The organism is Pseudomonas sp. NFACC08-1 (assembly GCF_900106735.1).
Taxonomy (GTDB): Bacteria; Pseudomonadota; Gammaproteobacteria; order Pseudomonadales; family Pseudomonadaceae; genus Aquipseudomonas; species Aquipseudomonas fluorescens_Q.
Genome location: NZ_FNNL01000003.1, coordinates 212,866 through 234,182, shown reverse-complemented (window position 1 = coordinate 234,182; position 21,317 = coordinate 212,866). Strand labels below are relative to the sequence as shown.

General features: G+C 61.2%; 19 protein-coding genes and 3 pseudogenes. 14 read left to right on the top strand and 8 right to left on the bottom strand.

Features of this window, described 5'->3' with window-relative positions; all coding sequences use genetic code 11:
- Window positions 1-10: 10 nt before the first annotated feature.
- The gene (locus tag BLU76_RS08150; protein ID WP_003196940.1) at window positions 11-433 is read right to left on the bottom strand and encodes a phasin family protein; all 423 of its coding nucleotides are present in this window, start codon (window positions 431-433) and stop codon (window positions 11-13) included.
- Window positions 434-698: 265 nt separating this feature from the next.
- Window positions 699-974, bottom strand: a complete 276-nt coding sequence (locus tag BLU76_RS08145; RefSeq protein ID WP_092146798.1) for a polyhydroxyalkanoic acid system family protein — start codon at window positions 972-974, stop codon at window positions 699-701.
- A gap of 155 nt (window positions 975-1,129) precedes the next feature.
- Between BLU76_RS08145 and ubiE the strand changes: the two genes are divergently transcribed.
- The 14 genes and pseudogenes from ubiE to BLU76_RS08075 all read left to right on the top strand — a co-directional run bounded on the left by ubiE (window position 1,130) and on the right by BLU76_RS08075 (window position 12,916).
- On the top strand, window positions 1,130-1,900 hold the full coding sequence (gene ubiE / locus BLU76_RS08140) for a bifunctional demethylmenaquinone methyltransferase/2-methoxy-6-polyprenyl-1,4-benzoquinol methylase UbiE (RefSeq protein ID WP_003196937.1): 771 nt from the start codon (window positions 1,130-1,132) through the stop codon (window positions 1,898-1,900).
- Window positions 1,900-2,524 (top strand): annotated as a pseudogene (locus BLU76_RS08135) (SCP2 domain-containing protein). The gene ubiE and the pseudogene BLU76_RS08135 overlap by 1 nt, the downstream one beginning before the upstream one ends.
- Window positions 2,521-4,125, top strand: coding sequence for a ubiquinone biosynthesis regulatory protein kinase UbiB (gene ubiB / locus BLU76_RS08130; RefSeq protein ID WP_072344992.1), 1,605 nt, complete (start codon window positions 2,521-2,523; stop codon window positions 4,123-4,125). The pseudogene BLU76_RS08135 and the gene ubiB overlap by 4 nt, the downstream one beginning before the upstream one ends.
- Before the next feature lie 112 nt (window positions 4,126-4,237).
- Complete coding sequence (gene hisI, locus BLU76_RS08125) at window positions 4,238-4,636, top strand: phosphoribosyl-AMP cyclohydrolase (protein ID WP_063323322.1); 399 nt, start codon at window positions 4,238-4,240, stop codon at window positions 4,634-4,636.
- Window positions 4,629-4,961 carry a phosphoribosyl-ATP diphosphatase gene (locus tag BLU76_RS08120; protein ID WP_003186671.1) on the top strand — a complete coding sequence of 111 codons (333 nt, stop codon included), beginning with the start codon at window positions 4,629-4,631 and terminating at the stop codon, window positions 4,959-4,961. Before hisI ends, BLU76_RS08120 begins: the two co-directional genes overlap by 8 nt.
- Before the next feature lie 24 nt (window positions 4,962-4,985).
- Window positions 4,986-5,273, top strand: a complete 288-nt coding sequence (locus BLU76_RS08115) for a twin-arginine translocase TatA/TatE family subunit (protein ID WP_063323323.1) — start codon at window positions 4,986-4,988, stop codon at window positions 5,271-5,273.
- A gap of 10 nt (window positions 5,274-5,283) precedes the next feature.
- A complete protein-coding gene (gene tatB, locus BLU76_RS08110; protein ID WP_092146802.1) occupies window positions 5,284-5,706 on the top strand; it encodes a Sec-independent protein translocase protein TatB in 423 nt (140 codons plus the stop codon).
- Window positions 5,703-6,500: a twin-arginine translocase subunit TatC gene (gene tatC / locus BLU76_RS08105; RefSeq protein WP_060739577.1), complete on the top strand. Its 798-nt coding sequence runs from the start codon at window positions 5,703-5,705 to the stop codon at window positions 6,498-6,500. The genes tatB and tatC overlap by 4 nt, the downstream gene beginning before the upstream one ends.
- Window positions 6,497-7,204, top strand: a complete 708-nt coding sequence (locus BLU76_RS08100; RefSeq protein ID WP_063323325.1) for a 16S rRNA (uracil(1498)-N(3))-methyltransferase — start codon at window positions 6,497-6,499, stop codon at window positions 7,202-7,204. The genes tatC and BLU76_RS08100 overlap by 4 nt, the downstream gene beginning before the upstream one ends.
- Window positions 7,205-7,363: 159 nt before the next feature.
- Window positions 7,364-8,425 (top strand): annotated as a pseudogene (locus BLU76_RS32235) (methyl-accepting chemotaxis protein); the annotation flags it as partial.
- Complete coding sequence (locus tag BLU76_RS32230; RefSeq protein ID WP_371914212.1) at window positions 8,417-9,280, top strand: methyl-accepting chemotaxis protein; 864 nt, start codon at window positions 8,417-8,419, stop codon at window positions 9,278-9,280. The pseudogene BLU76_RS32235 and the gene BLU76_RS32230, both read left to right, overlap by 9 nt.
- 149 nt (window positions 9,281-9,429) lie before the next feature.
- Window positions 9,430-10,476: pseudogene (locus BLU76_RS32225) on the top strand (methyl-accepting chemotaxis protein); the annotation flags it as partial.
- Window positions 10,462-11,334, top strand: coding sequence for a methyl-accepting chemotaxis protein (locus BLU76_RS32220; protein ID WP_371914211.1), 873 nt, complete (start codon window positions 10,462-10,464; stop codon window positions 11,332-11,334). The pseudogene BLU76_RS32225 and the gene BLU76_RS32220, both read left to right, overlap by 15 nt.
- A 1,240-nt stretch (window positions 11,335-12,574) precedes the next feature.
- On the top strand, window positions 12,575-12,916 hold the full coding sequence (locus BLU76_RS08075) for a DUF6124 family protein (RefSeq protein ID WP_092222299.1): 342 nt from the start codon (window positions 12,575-12,577) through the stop codon (window positions 12,914-12,916).
- A 201-nt stretch (window positions 12,917-13,117) separates the two neighbouring features.
- Here BLU76_RS08075 and mdoH read toward each other — a convergent pair whose 3' ends face one another.
- The 6 genes from mdoH to BLU76_RS08045 form a co-directional block, all read right to left on the bottom strand.
- Complete coding sequence (mdoH, locus tag BLU76_RS08070; RefSeq protein WP_092222297.1) at window positions 13,118-15,688, bottom strand: glucans biosynthesis glucosyltransferase MdoH; 2,571 nt, start codon at window positions 15,686-15,688, stop codon at window positions 13,118-13,120.
- Window positions 15,681-17,423 (bottom strand): glucan biosynthesis protein G, encoded by a 1,743-nt coding sequence (locus BLU76_RS08065; protein WP_218189610.1) that lies wholly within the window; start codon window positions 17,421-17,423, stop codon window positions 15,681-15,683. The genes mdoH and BLU76_RS08065 overlap by 8 nt, the downstream gene beginning before the upstream one ends.
- Window positions 17,424-17,773: 350 nt before the next feature.
- Complete coding sequence (gene dtd / locus BLU76_RS08060; protein ID WP_063323331.1) at window positions 17,774-18,211, bottom strand: D-aminoacyl-tRNA deacylase; 438 nt, start codon at window positions 18,209-18,211, stop codon at window positions 17,774-17,776.
- Window positions 18,208-19,179: a prolyl aminopeptidase gene (gene pip, locus BLU76_RS08055; protein WP_003196909.1), complete on the bottom strand. Its 972-nt coding sequence runs from the start codon at window positions 19,177-19,179 to the stop codon at window positions 18,208-18,210. The genes dtd and pip overlap by 4 nt, the downstream gene beginning before the upstream one ends.
- A 105-nt stretch (window positions 19,180-19,284) precedes the next feature.
- Entirely contained in the window at window positions 19,285-20,196 is a 912-nt protein-coding gene (locus tag BLU76_RS08050; RefSeq protein WP_256572661.1) for an alpha/beta hydrolase, read from the bottom strand.
- A 144-nt stretch (window positions 20,197-20,340) separates the two neighbouring features.
- Complete coding sequence (locus tag BLU76_RS08045) at window positions 20,341-21,288, bottom strand: choline ABC transporter substrate-binding protein (RefSeq protein WP_092222294.1); 948 nt, start codon at window positions 21,286-21,288, stop codon at window positions 20,341-20,343.
- Window positions 21,289-21,317: the final 29 nt, after the last annotated feature.

Genomic DNA, 21,317 nt, shown 5'->3' with positions numbered 1-21,317 from the left:
CCCGTTCTCCTTAATGTTTACGCGCGACACGTTCGAGCAATGCTGTCAGCTCATCGAGCTTAGCAGAGAGTGTCTCAACGTCATGTTTAGACGGAATGCCGATACGATTCAAGGCACTTGCAACACGGGCATCGAATACCTTCTCGACTTTATCGAGTTGTACTTCAACCCGGGCCTTGAAAGTATTGACGTCGCTCTTGGCTTCAATCAATTCGCTGTTGGCCGCTTCAAGTTTTCCGGCAATTTTCTTTTTGCCTTTGGTTTCAATAACTTCGCCAGCCTTTACCAACTCCTGAAAGTACTCGCTGCCTTCCTGGCCGACCTTCGTGTAGGCGCCCAGGCCCGCCAGCCAGATCTTGCGCGCGTACGTTTTCACGTCGCTGAGCGTGGAAGATTCAACGTCGGTTTTTTTCTTCAGAATAACTTTGGCCATGGTGCACCTCACTCGAAAATGGTTTGAGGAACTGCCCGCACACGGTCGGGCTCAGGCACAAAGTAGTGACAATAATTAGAAAGGGCACCCTAACAACTGACACATAACCGGATGGCGACCGACTTCATGTGGGAACGGGCTTGCTCGCGAATGCGGTGGACCATTCACTATTGATGTCGACTGATCCACCGCTTTCGCGAGCAAGCCCGCTCCCACAGGAGTAGGTTGTGAACTTGGATGTGTTCCACCCCACCCTTTCGAACAATCAGACCAACGCCTTATCCAACGCCTTTTCGATTTCGCTCTTGATCGTGCCGCTCATGGCCGACATCAACATGCCCAGTTCCACATCGACGCGGATCGAGTCCTCGCCAACATGCACTTCGCCCTTGACCCCGGAACGCTTGAGTTTCAGGGTGTCGCCCTCCCACTGCGGCTCCAGGCCATAGCTATCGGACAACTTCTGCGCCAGCTTGTCGGCTTTCTCTCGTGCCGCTTCCTTGCCCAGGCCATGGGCACGCTCAACCGTTATACGGGCCATCGGGTGACTCCTGTTTTATCGGGACTTGCCTGAACGTTTCAGACCCTGCCTGCGTCAAAACGTCCCGGCGGTCGCCCATCTTACCTTCAGCCTTGCCAAGACAAAGCCCTCCACCGGGATTAGAATGTCCCGCATTCTTTTTTGGTGACCGCGATATGACTGATCAGCGCAAAGGCAGCGATGCCGAACCCACCACTCACTTCGGCTTCAAGAACGTGCCGGAAAGCCAGAAAGCGGAAAAAGTCGCTGAGGTTTTCCACTCCGTAGCCGCCAAGTATGACTTGATGAACGACCTGCTCTCGGGCGGCATGCACCGCCTGTGGAAGCGTTTCGCGATCGAACTGTCGGGCGTGCGCAGTGGTAATCGCGTACTGGACATCGCCGGCGGCACGGGCGACCTGACGAAGAAGTTTTCCCACATCGTTGGGCCGACCGGCCAAGTCGTCCTGGCCGACATCAACGAATCCATGCTCAAGGTCGGTCGCGACCGCCTGCTGGACCTGGGTGTGGCCGGCAACGTCGAGTTCGTCCAGGCCGACGCTGAAAAGCTGCCGTTCCCCGACAACCATTTCGACTGCGTGACCATCGCCTTCGGCCTGCGCAACGTCACCCACAAGGAAGATGCCCTGCGCTCGATGCTGCGCGTGCTCAAGCCCGGTGGCCGCCTGCTGGTGCTGGAGTTCTCCAAACCGACCAACGCGCTGATGTCCAAGGCCTATGACGCCTACTCGTTCGCCTTCATGCCGCTGATGGGCAAGCTGATTACCAACGACTCGGAAAGCTATCGCTACCTGGCCGAATCGATCCGCATGCACCCGAACCAGGAAACCCTGAAGTCGATGATGGTCGAGGCCGGTTTCGACCGCGTGACCTACCACAACATGACCGCAGGCATTGTCGCCCTGCACCGCGGTATCAAGCCCTGATGCTGCTCACCGGCCTGCTTGCCAGCGTTGAACTCGGCCTCAACCGGGTGTTGCGCCTGGACAGCACGGCGCTCGCGCGCCTGGCGCACTTGAGCGGCAAGGTGATTGCCGTGGACTGCCGCAGCCCGACGTTGCGGTTGTTCATCCTGCCCAGCGACGAGGGCCTGATGCTCGCTGCGCACTGGGAGGCCGAGGCCGACTGCACGCTGCGCGCACCGGCGTCGAGCCTGCTGAACCTGGCCCTGGGCAAGGACAAGACCGCGGTGCTGCACAGCCCCGACGTGGAGCTCGACGGCGACAGCGGCGTACTGCTGGAGCTGGCGGCGATCCTCCAGGACCTGGAACTGGACTGGGAATACGAAGTGTCTCGCTGGATCGGTCCGGTGGCGACCCAATTGCTCAGCGGCCATTTGCGCAGCCGCAGCCGCTGGTATCGGCAAGGGTTCGCCAGCCTGGGGCAGAATCTGAGTGAATACCTGGCCGAAGAATCGCGTACCCTCGTAGGCCAACGCGAAGCACAAGCCCGTTTTAATGAACTGGACCAGATCAAACTTGACCTGGAACGTCTCGAGGCGCGTTTCGAGCGCCTTTCCCGATCCCTTGAAACCAAGCGATAACGCATGAAGCTGCTTGCCGTCCGCCGTTTGTTGCGCATCCAGCGCGTCGTGATCCGCTACCGCCTCGATGACCTGCTGTTCGCCCTGCCGTTGCCCTGGTTTCTCCTGGCCCTGCGCTTCGTGCTGCCGTGGCGCTGGTTTCCACGGCGAACGCTGGACTTGAGTCGCGGTGCGCGCTTGCGCCTGGCCTTGCAGGACCTGGGGCCGATTTTCATCAAGTTCGGGCAAATCCTTTCGACCCGTCGCGACCTGTTGCCCGAAGACATCGCCGATGAACTGATGCGCCTGCAAGACCGCGTGCCGCCGTTCGATTCCAAGGTGTCGGTGGCGCTGATCGAGGAACAACTGGGCAAGAAGATCAGCGAAGTCTTCAGCCGTTTCGACGTCGAACCCCTGGCCTCGGCCTCCGTCGCCCAGGTTCACGCCGCACAACTCAAGAGCGGCGAAGAAGTGGTGGTCAAGGTCATCCGCCCGGGCCTCAAGCCGATCATTGCCCAAGACCTGGCGTGGCTGTTCATCCTCGCCCGCGCCGCCGAGCGGCTGTCGGCCGATGCCCGCCTGCTGCACCCGGTGGACGTGGTCCAGGACTACGAAAAAACCATCTACGATGAACTTGACCTGCTGCGCGAGGCCGCCAACGCCAGCCAGCTGCGTCGTAACTTCGAGGGCTCCCCTCTGCTCTATGTGCCGCAGGTCTATTGGGACTGGTGCCGGCCGAAAGTATTGGTGATGGAGCGTATCTACGGCATCCAGGTCACCGACCTGGCGACCTTGGCCGACCAGCGCACCGACATGAAGATGCTCGCCGAACGCGGCGTGGAAATCTTCTTCACCCAGGTGTTTCGCGACAGCTTCTTCCACGCCGACATGCACCCAGGCAACATCTTCGTCAGCACGGTGCAGCCGTGGAGCCCGCAGTACATTGCCATCGACTGCGGCATCGTCGGTAGCCTGACCCCTGAAGACCAGGACTACCTGGCGCGTAACCTGTTCGCCTTCTTCAAGCGTGACTACCGTCGCGTCGCCCAGCTGCACATCGATTCGGGCTGGGTGCCGGCCGAGACCAAGCTCAACGAATTCGAAGCGGCGATCCGTACCGTGTGCGAACCGATCTTCGAAAAACCGTTAAAAGACATTTCCTTTGGCCAGGTACTGATGCGCCTGTTCCAGACGGCGCGACGCTTCAACATGGAAGTCCAGCCACAGTTGGTGCTGTTGCAGAAAACCCTGTTGAACATCGAAGGCCTCGGCCGCCAGTTGTACCCGGACCTCGACCTGTGGAATACCGCCCAGCCGTTCCTCGAACGCTGGATGCGCGAGCGCGTCAGCCCCAGAACCTTGCTGGGCAACGTGCAAAGCCAGTTCGAGCAGCTCCCGCACCTGGCCAACATGACCCGCGACCTGCTCGAACGCATGTCACAGCCCCACGCCCACGACCCGGCGCCCCCGTGGCAACGACGCAAGGACGATTGGCTGTTGCGCCTGCTGGGTGCGGCTCACCTGGGTGGCGGCGCCGTGCTGGCGACCGGCGGGCCGCTGAGCCAGCTGGGTCACTGGCCCGCCGGTATCATGATGGTGGTCGGTCTGTATCTGGTCGTTCGCCGATAGCAGGAATCAGCCGCAAGCTTTAAGCTGCAAGCCACAAGCTCCATACATACATAAATCTGCTTTTTACTTGCAGCTTGAAGCTTAAAGCTTGCCGCTGCCGTCAGGACTCAAGATGAAAAACTGGCAGGACGAGATCAAATGGGACGCTGACGGCCTGGTGCCGGCCATCGCCCAGGATCACAAGACCGGGCGTGTGCTGATGATGGCCTGGATGAACCGCGAAGCGCTGGCCCTGACCGCCGCCGAGAACCGCGCCATCTATTGGTCACGTTCCCGTGGCAAGCTGTGGCGCAAAGGTGAAGAGTCCGGGCACGTGCAGCACCTGCATGAGATGCGCCTGGACTGCGACGGCGACGTCATCATCCTGATGGTCGAGCAAGTCGGTGAGATTGCCTGCCACACCGGCCGTCAAAGCTGCTTCTATCGCGTCTTCGAGAACGGCGACTGGAAAATCGTCGACCCGGTGCTCAAGGACCCGCACGCCATTTATTCAGGACATACGCATGAGTGACACCCTGACCCGCCTGGCCCAGGTGCTGGAAGAGCGCAAGGGCGCCGCGGCCGACAGTTCCTATGTCGCCAGCCTGTACCACAAGGGCTTGAACAAGATTCTGGAGAAAGTCGGCGAAGAGTCGGTCGAGACCATCATCGCCGCCAAGGACGCCGCCATCAGTGGCGATTGCAGCGACGTGATCTATGAGACCGCCGACCTGTGGTTCCACAGCCTGGTCATGCTGGCCCAACTGGGGCAGCATCCGCAGGCCGTACTGGATGAACTGGACCGTCGCTTCGGTCTGTCCGGGCACGTCGAGAAAGCCTCGCGCCCGTCCGCCTGATCAATTTTTGAGAGGAGTAGCCACATGGGTATCTTTGACTGGAAACACTGGGTCGTCATCCTGGTCGTCGTGGTGCTGGTGTTCGGTACCAAGAAACTGAAAAACCTCGGCACCGATGTCGGCGAGTCGATCAAGGGCTTTCGCAAGGCCATGAACGACGACGAAAAACCGGCCGACCCGTCGGCGGCTGCTAGCCAACCGGCGCAGCCGACCCAACCGGTACACCCCCAGGCCAGCCAGCCTGTGAACGCGCCGCACACCATCGACGTGCAGGCACAGAAAGTCGAAGAGCCCGTCCGCAAAGACTCGTGAGCACTGACTAATGTTTGGGATCAGCTTCACTGAACTGCTGCTCGTCGGCCTCGTCGCCCTGCTGGTACTGGGCCCCGAGCGTCTGCCGGGTGCTGCGCGCACCGCCGGCCTGTGGATCGGCCGCCTGAAGCGCAGCTTCAATGCGATCAAACAGGAAGTTGAACGTGAAATCGGGGCCGACGACATCCGTCGGCAACTTCACAACGAACATATTCTGTCCCTGGAGCAGGAAGCGCGGAAAATCTTCACGCCGACCCAACAGGAACCGACGCCGGTTCAGCCCGTGGCCGAACCGACGATTGCGCCACAGGCGCCGGTGGATGGTGCGCAGCCGCTGGCTGAACCGGCACCAGTGACACCGACGGTAACGGATACAGCGCCCCCTGCTGTCCCTGCGCCTAACGACCCTACTTTGCCGCCGCGAGCCCCATGAGCGATATCCCTGAAAACGACCAGCCGATGCCGCTGGTATCGCACCTCACCGAGTTGCGCACACGCCTGCTGCGTTGCGTCGCGGCGGTTTTCATCATCTTCGCCGGGCTGTTTTCCTTCACCCAGCAGATCTACACCTTCGTCTCCACGCCGCTGCGCCAGTACCTGCCGGTAGGGGCGACAATGATCGCCACCGACGTGTCGTCGCCGTTCCTGACGCCATTGAAGCTGACGATGATGGTCTCGCTGTTCCTGGCGATCCCGGTGATCCTGCACCAGATCTGGGGCTTCATCGCACCGGGCCTGTACAAGCACGAAAAACGCATCGCCGTGCCGCTGCTGGTGTCCAGCATCCTGCTGTTTTACACCGGCATGGCCTTCGCCTATTACCTGGTGTTCCCGCTGATCTTCAAATTCTTCGCCGCCGCCACCCCGGCGGGCGTGGAAATGATGACCGACATCAGCAGCTACCTGGATTTCGTCATGACGCTGTTCTTCGCCTTCGGCGTGGCGTTCGAAATCCCCGTGGCCGTGGTGCTGCTGGTATGGATCGGCGTGGTCGACGTGGCCTACCTGAAGAAGATCCGCCCTTACGTGATCATTGGCTGCTTCGTGGTCGGCATGATCCTGACCCCACCGGACATCTTCTCCCAGACCCTGCTGGCGGTGCCGATGTGGCTGCTGTTCGAGATCGGCATCCTGTTCGGTGGCCTGGTGCGCAAGCGCCGGGAAGAAGAACCCGAGGACCAGCCGGTCGATGACCACAACGACCAGCCGCCAGCGACCCAAGCGTGAACCTGCTGCTGCTCGAAGAGGCCGATTTCATCGGGCCTGACCGCGTCATCCTCAGCGATCGCCGGTTGACCCACATGCAGGAAGTCCATCGCAGCGCCGTCGGTGACAGCCTGCGGGTCGGGCGCATCGGTGGGCTGATGGGCACCGCCCAGGTGCTGCGCCTGGAAGCTCGCGAGGCCGAACTGCAAGTGACCCTCGACCAGCCGCCGCCGGCCAAGTTGCCGCTGACCCTGGTGCTGGCCCTGCCTCGCCCGAAAATGCTCCGTCGCGTGTTCCAGACCATCGCCACCATGGGCGTGCCGCGCGTGGTGCTGGTCAACAGTTATCGTGTGGAAAAGAGCTTTTGGCAGACGCCGTTCCTGGAGCCCGAGGCCATCCGCGAGCAATTGATCCTGGGCCTGGAGCAGGCCCGGGACAGCGTGCTGCCGGAAATCATCATCGAAAAACGCTTCAAGCCCTTCGTCGAGGACCGCTTGCCAGCCATGGCGGATGACACCCTGGGGCTGGTCGGCCATCCTGGCAACTATCCGCCCTGCCCGCGAGCGCTAACAGAGCCGGTGACCTTGGCCATCGGCCCCGAAGGCGGTTGGATTCCCTACGAGATCGAACTGCTGGGCAAGGCCGGCCTGCAACCGGTTCAACTGGGCGAGCGAATCCTGCGGGTCGAGACTGCGGTAACTGCCTTGCTCGCGCGATTGTTCTGATCCTCGTAGCTTGTGCAACGTGACCACAGGCGATTCATCCTCGCTGGCTGCAACGCTTGCCCTCTCCACCGCTAGACTCCCTGACGATTTCTACAGATCCCCGGCATATGGTCGATACTCTCTTCATAAGGCCTATAACAGGTTTGAGGGAGTATCGGCATGTTCAGTTGGTTAACCGAAAAGCTGGGAAACGTCAGCGTCAATCGCAAGCTGGGTTTCGGTTTTGGCCTGGTCCTGCTCATGACCCTCTTGAGCACCTTCGCCGGCTGGAACAGCCTGAGCAGTGTGATCAGCCGTTCAGATAAACAAGCTTCCATCGCCAGTATCAACGAGGCGGCCAAGGATTTACGCGTCGCCCGTCTCGACTACGAGATGCGACGCGGCGAACAAGGGCCGACAGCCGTCAACGAGCTCCTGGGCAAACTTCAAGAGAGCATCCAAGCTGCCCTCAAACGATTTGTGCGCCCGGCAGACCAGGAGTTGCTCAATCAGCAATTGGCTAATGTCGATGAATACAAGCGTGCCTTTGTCGACCTCACTCAAGCGACGCAGAACCGCGAGTCGGCCCGGTCCAAGCTTGGCGCCAACGCCGACAACGCCGTGGCCAAGGTGACAGACGTCGAAAATGCCTTGCGACAAGGCGACAGCGTCCCGCAATTCAACAACGTGGTCGAGCTGAGCAAACTGCTCCAGCAAGCGCGTTACCAAGTTCGCGGCTACACCTACAGCGGTAAGGCCGACGCCGAGCAGCCGGCGCTGGATGCCATCGAAAACGTCCTGAAAAACTTCGAGAGCCTGCCGGGCAAGTTACCGGAACAGCACGCAACCAACTTGCAACAAGCCGCAGAATCAATGAAAGCCTATCGCGCAGCCGTCAGCCAGTTCCGCGATTCGCAGGTCGCCAGCGCCTCAGCCCTCAAGAGAATGGTCGACCAGGACACCCATTTGCATGAGCTGAACAAACATTTGACGGCCTCGCAGATTGAGAAGCGCGACCTGGAGACGATTCATGCGAAAGAGGCCCTGATTACCGTTGCCGTCCTGGCGTTAGCGTTTGGTCTGCTGGCTGCGTGGATCATTACGCGGCAGATCGTTGTTCCCCTGCAACAAACCCTGGTGGCCCTCGAACGTGTCGCCTCGGGCGATTTGAGCCATAACCTGGTGGTTACCCGCCGTGACGACATGGGCCAATTGCAAGCCAGCCTGCAGCGAATGGTGATCAGCCTGCGGCAACTGATCGGGGGTATCAGCGACGGCGTCACGCAAATCGCCAGCGCCGCCGAACAGCTCTCGGCCGTCACCGAACAGACCAGTGCCGGGGTCAACAGCCAGAAAACGGAGACCGACCAGGTCGCCACTGCCATGCACGAAATGACCGCCACCGTGCAGGAAGTGGCGCGCAATGCCGAGGAAGCCTCCGAAGCGGCAGTTGCCGCTGACCAGCAGGCTCGCGAAGGCGAAAAAGTGGTCGGCGAAGCCATCGCCCAGATCGAACGCCTGTCCAAGGAAGTGGGCATCTCCACCGAAGCCATGGGCCACCTCAAGCGCGAGAGCGACAAGATCGGCAGCGTGCTGGACGTGATCAAGTCTGTCGCCCAGCAAACCAACCTGCTGGCCCTCAACGCCGCCATCGAAGCAGCCCGGGCCGGTGAAGCCGGGCGTGGGTTTGCGGTGGTCGCCGATGAAGTCCGCAGCCTGGCCCAGCGCACCCAGAAGTCCACCGAAGAAATCGAAGAACTGATCCTCGGCCTGCAATCGGGCACCGAACAGGTCGCGACCACCCTGGACAACAGCCGCAACCTGACCGACAGCAGCGTCGAACTGACCCGCCGGGCCGGTGGCTCACTGGAAAACATCACCCGCACGGTCTCGGCGATCCAGTCGATGAACCAACAGATCGCCGCCGCCGCCGAGCAGCAGAGCGCCGTGGCCGAAGAGATCAACCGCAGCGTCGTGAACGTTCGCGATGTGTCCGAACAAACGGCTTCTTCCAGTGAAGAAACCGCAGCCTCCAGTGCCGAACTGGCACGGTTGGGGGTGCATTTGCAGACGCTGGTAAGTCGCTTCAAGGTCTAACCATAAGGGCAGGTATAAAACCGTGGCCAGAGATTGCTCGCGCTTGGGCGCGAAGCGGCCACTACTGTGACATCTATTCTCTACAGATCCCTTCCAAACGGTCGATATAGCTCCCAGCACACAAACTCAGCGCTGCAGGGAGTAACAGTATGTTCCGATGGCTAGGTAATGTAGGCGTTAATCGCAAACTCGGTTTCGGCTTCGGCCTGGTGCTGTTCCTGACCGTGATAATCGCCTTCACGGGCTGGACCGGCCTGGGTAACGTCATCAGCCGTGGCGACAAGCTGGGGTTCATTGCCAGCCTGAACGATTTGACCAAGGACTTGCGCCTGGCACGCATGAACTACGACACCTCGCGGGGCGAGAACGGCCCCCAGCAAGTCAACGACCTGATCGGCAAACTCGACGCCGGGCTGAAAACCGCCCGCCAACTGATCGAACAACCGGCCGATGCCGCACTGATCGATAAACAATTGACCGCCGTGGCCGAGTACAAAAAAGCCTTCGCCGAGATGACCCGCGCTACCGCCAGCCGAGAAGATGCCCGCAGCAAACTCGGTGCCAGTGCAGACAATGCCGTGGCTCGCGTCGCTGAAGTAGAGAAGTCGTTGCTGGAAGGCGACAGCGTCGCCCAGTTCAACAACGCTGTGACCCTGAGCAAGGCGATCCAGCAAGCACGCTATCAAGTTCGCGGTTATACCTACAGCGGCAAGAACGAAGCCCAGCAACCGGCCCTTGAGGCCATCGACAATGTCCTCAAGCTTCTCGCACGCTTGCCAGAGCAGTTACCCGAAGAACATGCCGCCAACCTGCAACAGGCCAACGACTCGATCAATGTCTATCGCGCAGCGGTCAGCCAGTTCCGCGACTCCCAGATCGACAACGCCGCCGCACTCAAGCTCATGGCAGAGCAAGGCGACGTATTGATCGACGCCAGCCAAAAACTGACGGTCTCCCAGACCGCTGTGCGCGACCGTGATGCCGCCAAGGCCAAGACCTTCCTGGTCTCGGCTGCCGTACTGGCCCTGTTGTTCGGTGTCATCGCCGCCCTGGTCATCACCCGGCAGATCGTCGGTCCTCTGGGCCAGACCCTCAAAATCGCCGAACGCGTGGCTGCCGGCGACCTGACCCACAACCTCACTTCCGAGCGCCGCGACGAACTGGGCCAGCTACAGCGCGCCATGCAGAACATGACCGTGGGCCTGCGGCAATTGATCGGCGGCATCAGCGAAGGCGTCACGCAAATCGCCAGCGCCGCCGAACAACTATCGGCCGTTACCGTACAGACCAGCGCCGGCGTCAACAGCCAGAAAGCGGAAACCGACCAGGTCGCCACCGCCATGCACGAAATGACCGCCACGGTGCAGGAAGTGGCCAGCAATGCCGAAGAGGCTTCCGAAGCGGCCGTCGCCGCCGATGCCCAGGCACGCGAAGGCGATAAAGTCGTCGGCGAAGCGATTGCCCAGATCGAGCGCCTGGCACTCGAAGTGGGTAATTCCACCACCGCCATGGGCGAGCTGAAGCGAGAAAGCGACAAGATCGGCAGTGTGCTGGATGTGATCAAGTCCGTCGCCCAGCAAACCAACCTGCTGGCCCTCAACGCCGCCATCGAGGCGGCCCGGGCCGGTGAAGCCGGGCGTGGGTTTGCGGTGGTCGCCGATGAAGTCCGCAGCCTGGCCCAGCGCACCCAGAAGTCCACTGAAGAGATCGAGGAACTGATCCTTGGCCTGCAGTCGGGCACTGAGCAGGTCGCGGCGACCTTGGACAACAGCCGCAGCCTGACCGACAGCAGCGTCGAGCTGACCCGTCGTGCCGGTGCGTCGCTGGAAAACATCACCCGTACCGTCTCGGCGATCCAGGCGATGAATCAGCAGATCGCCGCTGCGGCTGAGCAGCAGAGTGCTGTGGCTGAGGAGATCAACCGTAGCGTGTTGAATGTGCGTGATGTGTCGGAACAGACTGCCGCCTCCAGTGAGGAAACGGCTGCTTCCAGTGCTGAGTTGGCGCGGTTGGGGGGGCATTTGCAGGGGTTGGTGGGGCGGTTTAGGGTTTGATGGTTTTGTGTGTATATCCGTTATTTAGGTAACGGCTGCTTAGGGTTCCGCCCTGACGGCGGGTCACTTTCGAAAAGCGCGAAAGTAACCAAAGCGCTTGTGCCCCACCACTCGGTGCCTCGCCTAGGCTCGGCATGCCCTCACTCCGGCATTGCTCCGTGGGCCGCCGCGAAGGGCCATCCATGGCCCAGCGCGGCTAACCCGGCATCCATGCCGGGTTGCCCACTGCGCAATGCCTGCGTTCGGCCAGCGTGGTTAACGGGGCGCCCGAGATCAACGTCCACCACAAGGCGGCCTGGTAGCCGACCTGGTTCTTGATGGGGACCGCATTCCTCCTGTGGGAGCGGGCTTGCTCGCGAAGAGGCCGGCACATCCAACATCACCGCAAACTGACACACCGCCATCGCGAGCGAGCTTGCTCCCATATTCACCTCCAGTGAAAACAAAAATTCATGTCCAACACAGCCCCCCTGTGGGAGCGAGCTTGCTCGCGATGAGGCCGGCAAGCCCAACATTTATGTGACTGAACCGCCGCCTTCGCGGGTAAGCCCGCTCCCACAGGGGAAACGCGGTCCCACCATGAACCAGGTCGGCTACCAAGCCGCCTCGTGGTGGACGTTGATTTCGGCGCCCCGTTAACCACGCTGGCCGAACGCAGGTATTGCGCAGTGGGCATCCCGGCATGGATGCCGGGATAGCCGCGCTGGGCCATGGATGGCCCTTCGCGGCGGGCCCACGGAGCAATGCCGGAGTGAGGGCACACCGAGCCTAGGCGAGGTGCCGAGTGGTGGGGCATAAAGCGTTTTGCTTACTTTTGCGCTTCTCAAAAGTGAGACGCTGTAAGAGCGGAACCGTCAGCAGCCGTTACCTAAATAACGGATATACATACAAAAATACCTGCGCCCCACAATCCGTCATCCCAAGGCTACGGCGCCTTGCGCCATTGCCTACAACTACGCCAGAATCCGCCGGCTTGTGCGCCTTGGCCCTGGGCTCTAACGTTTGCAGGTCGCTGTCAGTTCAGCGATCGGGTTTAGCAGCCTGGACAATCCTAGACGTACTCTCCCCACATGCGTGAGCAGGCTTCAGCGCCTGCACATCTATGTCATGGCGGTTGTGCGTGGGAGACCTTCGGGTCTGCCGGGTTCTAGGGTCCCGGTCTGCTAACCCGCGTACAGTCGCCACCCATTCTCGTTTAGCAGCGATATCTGGCGGCTCCATTACCCTAGGAGCGTCAACCATGTTCAAGGCCACACCCAACCCACCAGAACCCGAAACCGACCCCAAGAAACTCCAGGAAGCCACCGACCGCGCGCTCGATTACTACCTGAAGCCCAAACAGCCCAACCCCGAAGAAAAACAGCCACCGGGCCAGCTCTTCACCGTCGTGGACGGTATCGACACTGAAAGCCTGTTGGCCAACCTCAGCGAAAACCTGGCCTCAGCCGATGCCATGGTCAGTGACCTTGCGTTCGACCTGGAAGGTTCACGACGTCATGTCGCCTTTGGTATTCAGCAACTGATCGAGCTGAGTGCTTTGTTGGCGAATCGAGCACTGGACAACGTCAACACACAACCCTGACCGCACCACGAAATGTGGCGAGGGAGCTTGCTCCCGCTGGGTGGCGCAGCCGCCCCCGCTTTTTAGCGTCCGCTGCGCGGCCGAGCGGGAGCAAGCTCCCTCGCCACAGGTGTTAACCCTGTCCCCGGACCAAACAGTCGTGTTCACAACAGCGCCCAACAAAAAGCCCCGCTTCCTTCCAGAAGCGGGGCTTTGTGCGTATCAGGCCACTTGAGGCTGCACGCTCACCGGCTGTAGCGGTAGCAGCGGTGCATGAGGGTCGGCCTTGACCGACTCACGCCACGCCGCCAGCCACTCGGGATGCCCCTCGCTCCAGACCTGATCATGCAGGCGAGACAAGGCCACCGGGTCGCTCAGCAAGGCCAGTCGCTCGGCGTTGCTGAGGCCGGTCGGGCCGGTCTTCAAGGCGTGACGAACGCGTTCGACCCGCAGCCATTCGATCGGCTCGGCCTTGCCGTGACGCGAGGTTGCCAACGCATACGCCAAGGCGTTCTGTTGTGGATCGACCACCGCCCGGATGAAACCGTCTTTGAGCGCATGCCAACGGTTTTCATGGGTGTACTGGTCCGTCGACAGCAGTTCCTGGGGCGGTGCGTATTCCTCAGGGATCAGGAACAGGCTTTCATCGCGGGACTTCAAGCCCAGGCCCACGCGGCTGGAAATCACCGATACCGGAATCGACAGCATCAGCGAGCCGACAATCGGCACCAGCCACCACAGGAAGCTCGGGTTCAGCCAGATCACCAGCAAGGCCCAGAAGAAGCCCAGCAAGGTTTGCGGGCCGTGGCGCTTGACCGCTTCGCTCCATGGCGTGGAGTCGTCGTCACGTTGTGGCGAGTTCCAGGTTGCAGCCCAGCCCAGGAATGCGGCAAGCACGAAGCGGGTGTGGAAAATCATCCGCACTGGCGCCAGCAGCATGGAGAACAGCATCTCCAGGAGCATCGACAGCGTCACCTTGAACTTGCCACCGAACTCCTTCGCACCCTTGGCCCAGATCAGCACGATACTCAGCAACTTGGGCAGGAACAGCAGCACGATGGTGGTGGAGAACAGGGCGATGGCTTTTTCCGGGTGCCATTGTGGCCACAACGGATAGAGCTGACGCGGCTCGAGGAAGTACTGCGGCTCCATCAGCGTGTTCACCGCCAACAACGCAGTGGACAGCACCAGGAAGAAGAACCACAGCGGCGCCGACAGGTAGGACATCACGCCGGTCAGGAACACCGCACGGTGCACCGGGTGCATGCCCTTGACCAGGAACAGCCGGAAGTTCATCAGGTTGCCGTGGCACCAGCGACGGTCACGCTTGAGTTCGTCCAGCAGGTTCGGCGGCAGTTCTTCGTAGCTGCCCGGCAGGTCATAGGCAATCCACACGCCCCAGCCGGCACGGCGCATCAGCGCCGCTTCGACGAAGTCGTGGGACAGGATGGCACCGGCGAACGCGCCTTTACCGGGCAGCGGCGCCAGCGCGCAGTGCTCGATGAACGGCTTCATGCGAATGATCGCGTTGTGGCCCCAGTAGTGGGATTCACCCAACTGCCAGAAGTGCAGGCCGGCGGTGAACAGCGGGCCGTACACCCGGGTGGCGAACTGCTGCATGCGCGCATACAGCGTGTCCATGCCCGAGGCACGTGGCGCGGTCTGGATGATGCCGGCGTCCGGCGTGGCTTCCATCAGGCGCACCAGGCTGGTCAGGCACGTACCGCTCATGACGCTGTCAGCGTCGAGCACGACCATGTACTTGTAGTCGCTGCCCCAACGACGGCAGAAGTCGTCGAGGTTGCCGCTCTTGCGCTTCACGCGACGGCGACGGCGGCGATAGAAGATCTTGCCAAAGCCCCCGGCTTCACGGCAGACATCCAGCCAGGCCTGCTGCTCGGCTACGCAAATATCGGTCTCGTTACTGTCGCTGAGCACGAAGAAGTCGAAACGATCCAAGTCACCGGTGGCAGCCACCGACTCGAAGGTTGCGCGCAAACCGGCGAATACCCGCGGCACGTCTTCGTTGCAGATCGGCATCACCAGTGCGGTGCGGGCGTCCTTGGGAATCGGCTCGTTGCCGGCGCTGGCACCGGAGATGCGGTACTTGTCGTGACCGGTGAGCAATTCGAGAAAGCCCATCAGCGCCGTCCAGAAACCCGCCGACACCCAGCAGAACAGGATCCCGAACAGGATCAGGATGCTGGTTTGCAACGCATACGGCAGCACTTGCGTGGCCGTCTGCAACAGCGGTTGGTGCAGGACTTCGTCCAGGTCCACCAGCGACCAGCCTTGGTACGGCATGATGCCTTTCATGTACCAACCGGCAACGATGGTCTGGCCGAGCATCAGGATCAACAGGATGTAGCGGCGGATCGAACCCACGGTACGCCAGCGTGCATGGGGCAGCACGCGCTCATCCTTGGGCGGCTTCGGCGGGTTGGTACGCCCGGTCAGGCGCCGCCAACCGCGCACCAGGATATTGGTGCGCCACGGTTCCGGCACGACCTTGGTCCGGCGAATCGGCGGCGTCGCCTTCAAGCACACCCGGCCGTTGGCATCGAGGGCCAGCATTTCGGCGTCCTCGAGTTCCTCGGCGGTGCTCAGCGTCAGGCGTCGGCCCACCGAGGCTTGCGCCGCCTCGTTGGGTGCGTCGAATGTCGAGGAAGCCAAGCGTTCATGCAATTGGCTGAATGACGTGCAGCCCGCCAGCTCGGCGCGCTGCTCGTCGGTCATCGGCAAGTGGGCCAGATACTCACTGAGAGTCTCTGGTCGTACGGACGTATTACTCATCGGCAGGCAACTGGTAGCTCCAGGTCTCAGTCAGGACTTGTTCAGTCTGTTCCGGTTCCTGTTGGGTTGGGATCGGCTCGGCGACGGCGGTGGATGCCTTGACGGCCTTGGTTTCTTTCTGCTCGCCGGCTTGCTCGTTGGCTTGCTCTTTTTCGCTCTGCTGCTTGGCGACCTTGTCGGCCTTGGCCAGCGTGGCCACGGAATGCGCGGTGGCTGGGAGTTCGACAGGAACAAGCGGCCTGACCAAGGCGGCACGCATCTCGGTCGCTTTGCTCGGGTCCTTGATCTTCAGGCGCAGCGTCAGGCGCCAGCCCTTGGTTTCAGGGTTGTAGCGCACACTGTTCTCGACGATCTCGGCGTTCTCACCAACGCTCACCTGGCTACGCACTTCGGCTTCTTCAGGCAGCGCTTGCAGGGACGGCCCTTCGAAATCCACCAGGTAGGCCACGCTACCGTCCGGTTGACGGATCAGGTTGGACTGCTTCACGTCACCGGTCGAACGCAGGGTCTGCTTGACCCAGGCGCTGTCTGGCGAGTGCAGGTTGGCTTCGTCGAGGGTCCAGTGCAGACGGTAGGCGAAGTCCAGTGGCTGGCCTGGTTCAGGCAGTTTTTCCGGGCTCCAGAACGCAACGATGTTGTCGTTGGTTTCGTCGGCGGTCGGGATTTCAACCAGATCGACAGTACCTTTGCCCCAATCGCCTTTCGGTTCGATCCAGGCGCTTGGACGTTTTTCGTAACGGTCGTCCAGGTCTTCGTAGTGGCTGAAGTCACGACCACGTTGCAGCAGGCCGAAACCACGCGGGTTTTCTACCGAGAAGTTGCTCACGGCCAGGTGTTTCGGGTTGTTCAGCGGACGCCAGATCCACTCGCCGTTGCCGGCATGGATGGACAGGCCGCTGGAATCGTGGAGTTCACGACGGTAGTTCAGCACCTTGGACGGCTGGTTGGCGCCGAACAGGAACATGCTGGTCAACGGGGCGATGCCCAACTTGTTGACACGATCACGCAGGAACACCCGCGATTTCACGTCGACAACGGTGTCGGTACCCGGACGCACGATCAGGCGATAGGCGCCAGTGGCCCGTGGTGAATCCAGCAGGGCGAAGATCACCAGGTGCTTGTCGGTCGGTTTCGGACGCTGGATCCAGAACTCGCGAAAGCGCGGGAATTCCTCACCGGAAGGCAACGCGGTGTCGATGGCCATGCCTCGAGCGGACAAACCGTAGACCTGGCCCTTGCCGATGACGCGGAAATAACTCGCGCCCAGCATGGTCATGATTTCGTCTTGCTTGTCAGCCTTGTTGATCGGGTACAACACGCGGAAACCGGCGTAGCCCAGCTGTTCGGTGGCCTTGGGATCGAACTTCACGTCGCCGAAATCGAAACGTGTCGGGTCGTACTTGATCTCGTCGACGGTGGTCGCGGTGATTTCGTTGATCTTCACCGGCGTGTCGAAATGCATGCCCTGGTGATAGAACGACAGCCGGAACGGGGTCTTCTGGTCGGCCCATTCAGCTTTTTCGGTGCGGAAACGAATTTTCTGATAATCGGCGAATTTCATTTCGCGGAATTCGTTCGGCAAATTGCTGCGCGGGGCTTCGAACTTTTGCCCGGCCAATTCTTGTGCCTTCGCCGATACATCATCCAGGCTGAATGCCCACAGTTGGCCCGCGCCGAACAGGCACAGCAGGGCCGAGCCCGCTACCAGAGCGTTTCTAAACCGTTTGGCAGTCATTTTTGGTGCATTACAGGGACTAACAATCACGAGCAACCCTCGCCGAAAACTGATCAAAAAACCAACGGCCAGATAAAGTATCTGCACGGTAACGGCACTGAAAAACCGTTCCTGCGGACCACTCTTGCCAAGTTGGCGAGCATTGTTCCGACTCCGATGGGACAAAATGATTCCCCAAACGGTCCAGGACAAGTCTCTACCTAAGTCAAATGGACCAGCGAACGCTGATCCCCCGTAGCGCGCGATTATCTAGTAGCCCGCGTGACAACGCATCAGGGGTAGCAAAGTATTTATCGAGAAAACGCCCAGTTTTTCCTCGAAACAGGCCCGAAAAGATGTTTCAAGCGCTTTCAAACCTGTAACAGGAACGTTACCGGGCCATCATTGACCAAATGCACCTGCATGTCGGCGCCGAATCTACCTGATGCCACAGTGCCATGCACCTGTTTTGCCTGGGTGAGCAAATAGTTGAACAACTCTTCTCCCAGGGCCGGAGGTGCGGCTGTCGAAAAACTCGGGCGCAAACCACTTTTGGTGTCGGCCGCCAAGGTGAACTGCGACACCAGTAACAACCCACCACCGACATCCGCCAGGGACAGGTTCATCTTGCCGTCGGCGTCGCTGAATACTCGATAGTTAAGCAGCTTATGCAGCAGTTTGTCGGCGCTGGCCCGGGTATCCCCGGGCTCGACGGCCACCAACACCAGCAAGCCCTGGTCCACGGCGCCGACGATCTCACCTGATACTTCGACCCGTGCGCAGCGAACTCGTTGCAACAGCCCCTTCATGCTTCTTCAGGCGGCAGGTCGAGCAGGCGCCGGGCCATTTGCGCAGCGGCGCGCACCAATGCGTCGGTGATCCCCGGCTCCGAAGCGGCGTGACCAGCGTCGCGAATCACCTGCAGTTCGCTGTTGGGCCAGTTCTGATGCAGTTCCCAGGCATTGTCCAGCGGGCAGATGACGTCGTAGCGGCCATGCACGATGACGCCCGGCAAATGGGCGATCTTGCCCATGTCGCGAATCAACTGGTTGGGTTCGAGGAAAGCGTTGTTGGTGAAGTAGTGGCATTCGATCCGGGCGATCGACAGCGCCCGCTGCGGCTCGGAGAAGCGATCGACCACCAGCGGGTTCGGACGCAGGGTCGCGGTACGACCTTCCCAGGTGGACCAGGCCTTGGCCGCATGCATCTGGGCGATCTGGTCGTTGCCGGTCAGGCGCTTGTGGAAAGCGCTGAGCAGGTCGTCGCGTTCGTCCAAAGGGATGGGTGCGATGTAGTCCTGCCAGTAGTCGGGGAACAGGCGACTGGCGCCGGCCTGGTAGAACCACTCGATTTCCTGCGGACGGCAGAGAAAGATCCCACGCAGGATCAGGCCGTGTACCCGCTCGGGATGGGTCTGGGCGTAGGCCAGGGCCAGGGTCGAGCCCCAGGAACCGCCAAACAGCACCCACTTCTCGATGCCCAGGTGTTTGCGGATGCGCTCCAGGTCTTCGACCAGATCCCAGGTGGTGTTGTTCTCAAGGCTGGCATGGGGGGTGGACCGACCGCAGCCGCGCTGGTCGAAAGTGACGATGCGGTACAGGTTCGGATCGAAGTAACGCCGGCTCTGCGCATCGCAGCCGGCACCCGGGCCGCCGTGAATGAACACCACCGGCAGGCCTTCGGGGGAACCGCTTTCATCGACATAGAGCGTGTGGGTGTCATCGACAGCCAGATCGTGCCGGGCATGGGGTTTGATCTGCGGGTACAAAGTCTGCATTGCGCGCTCCGTAAGGGGTCGAGTCATCCCTGTGGGGACGTCTATTTAGTCTGCCGTCCGGCATCATAAACCCGAATTACCTTAATGAGCATGTCCCCTGCGCAGTCAAAGCATGTCAGCCAGGTACGCCAGCAGCGTGCGATACATCTGATCGACCTCTGGCACCTGGCCGCGGCCACGCAGGCAACCGTGGACCAGCCCATTGCCGACATACAGCGCGGCGTCTCCCCCTGCGGCGTTCAGCCGCTCGCAATAAAGGACGCCGTCGTCGCGCAGCGGGTCCCATTGCGCGACAGCAACCAGCGCTGGCGGCAAGCCGTCCAGGCTGTCGGCGAGTAACGGCATGGCATAAAGCGAGGGACGAGCGCCACCCAGGTACAGCGCCTCATAGCGCTCCAACTCGCGACGGCTCAGGAGCGGGGCATCGAAGCACTCGTGACGCGACGGCAGATCCGCAGGGCCACCGAGCGCCGGATAAATCAAGACCTGGGCCCGCGGCAACGGTTGCCCGGCATCGCGCAAGGCCAGGCATAACGCGGCGGCGAGATTGCCGCCGGCGCTGTCACCGACCACCAGCCGGCGACGGGGGTCGATGGCAAACGGGGCGTCCGCCAAGTGGCGCCACACTGCCAGGCAATCTTCGAAACCGGCCGGAAACGGATGCTCCGGGGCCAGCCGGTAATCCACCGCCACCACCAACGCGCCCAACTCAGCGGCCAGCTCCATGCAGATGAAGTCATGGGAATCCAGGTCCCCCACGACCCAACCGCCACCGTGCAGGTAAAGCATGCATGGCCAGCCGGCAAGCGGTGCCGCACGTTGCGGGTAATAGGCCCTCACCGCTACGCCGGCCAGTTCGAAATCCTCGACGGCCAGCGTCGGCGGGCAAGGCGCAGTGAACGCCCGGCACATCTGGCTGTAGGCCTGGCGCGAACCGGCAAGGCTGTCGTCCAGGCTGGTGAAGCTCAGGGTTTTGTCGATGAAAGCTGACATTGCCTGGGAGAGTGGGTAGGTCATCGTGGTGTGGCTCAAAGGCTTTTGTGGCGAGGGAGCTTGCTCCCGCTGGGCTGCGCAGCGGCCCCAAAATTTTGCGAGCGCTACGCACTCGAGCGGGAGCAAGCTCCCTCGCCACACAGGGTTATCAGTGCCCGGAAGATTGCCTCAGTTCTTGAGACTGGCCTGCACCGCCGCCACGCCATCCTTGCCATCGAAGCTCGTGACACCCGCCAACCAGCGCTGAAGATCCTCGGGATGCTCGCGCAGCCATTGCCGGGCGACGTCCTGGGGCGTCTTGCGCTCCATGATCGGCACCATCAACTGACTCTCCTGGGCGGCGGTGAAGGTGAGGTTCTCCAGCAAGCGGTTCACGTTCGGGCAGCGCTGGGCATAGTCCGGCGCAGTCACGGTGGAGACCGTGGCGGCGCCTTCGTTCGGGCCATAGACATCTTCACTGCCGGTCAGGTAGCTGATGTTCATGTTGATGTTCATCGGATGCGGGGTCCAGCCGACGAAGACCACGAACTCCTTGCGATTCACCGCGCGCTGCACCGCCGCCAGCATGCCTGCTTCGCCGGATTCGATCAGCTTGAAGTCCTTGAGGCCGAAGTGGTTGGTCTCGATCATGGTCTTGATGGTGGTGTTGGCGCCGCTGCCCGGCTCGATGCCGTAGATCTTGCCACCGAGCTGGTCCTTGAACCGGGCGATGTCGGCAAAGGTCTTGAGCCCTGCCGCCGCCACGTAGTCGGGTACCGCCAGGGTGGCCTGGGCGTCGGCCAGGCTTGGCTTGTCCAATACCTTCACTTGGTTGGCGGCCAGGAATGGTGCGATGTTCTTGTCCATCGCCGGCTTCCAATACCCCAGGAAGATGTCGAGGCGCTTGTCGCGGATGCCGGCAAAGATGATCTGCTGCACGGCGCTGGTCTGCTTGCTGTCGTAGCCCAGACCGGTGAGCAGCACATCGGCCATGCCGCTGGTGGCGATCACGTCGGTCCAGTTGACCACGCCCATGCGCACGGTCTGGCACGACGCAGGCTCGGCGGCCATCGCCCCGGCGCTCAAGAGGGTGGTACCGCAGAGGATCGACAGACAGCGTTTGAACAGTCTTTTCATCGGGAAGGTCTCGTGCGGCAGCGGATTAT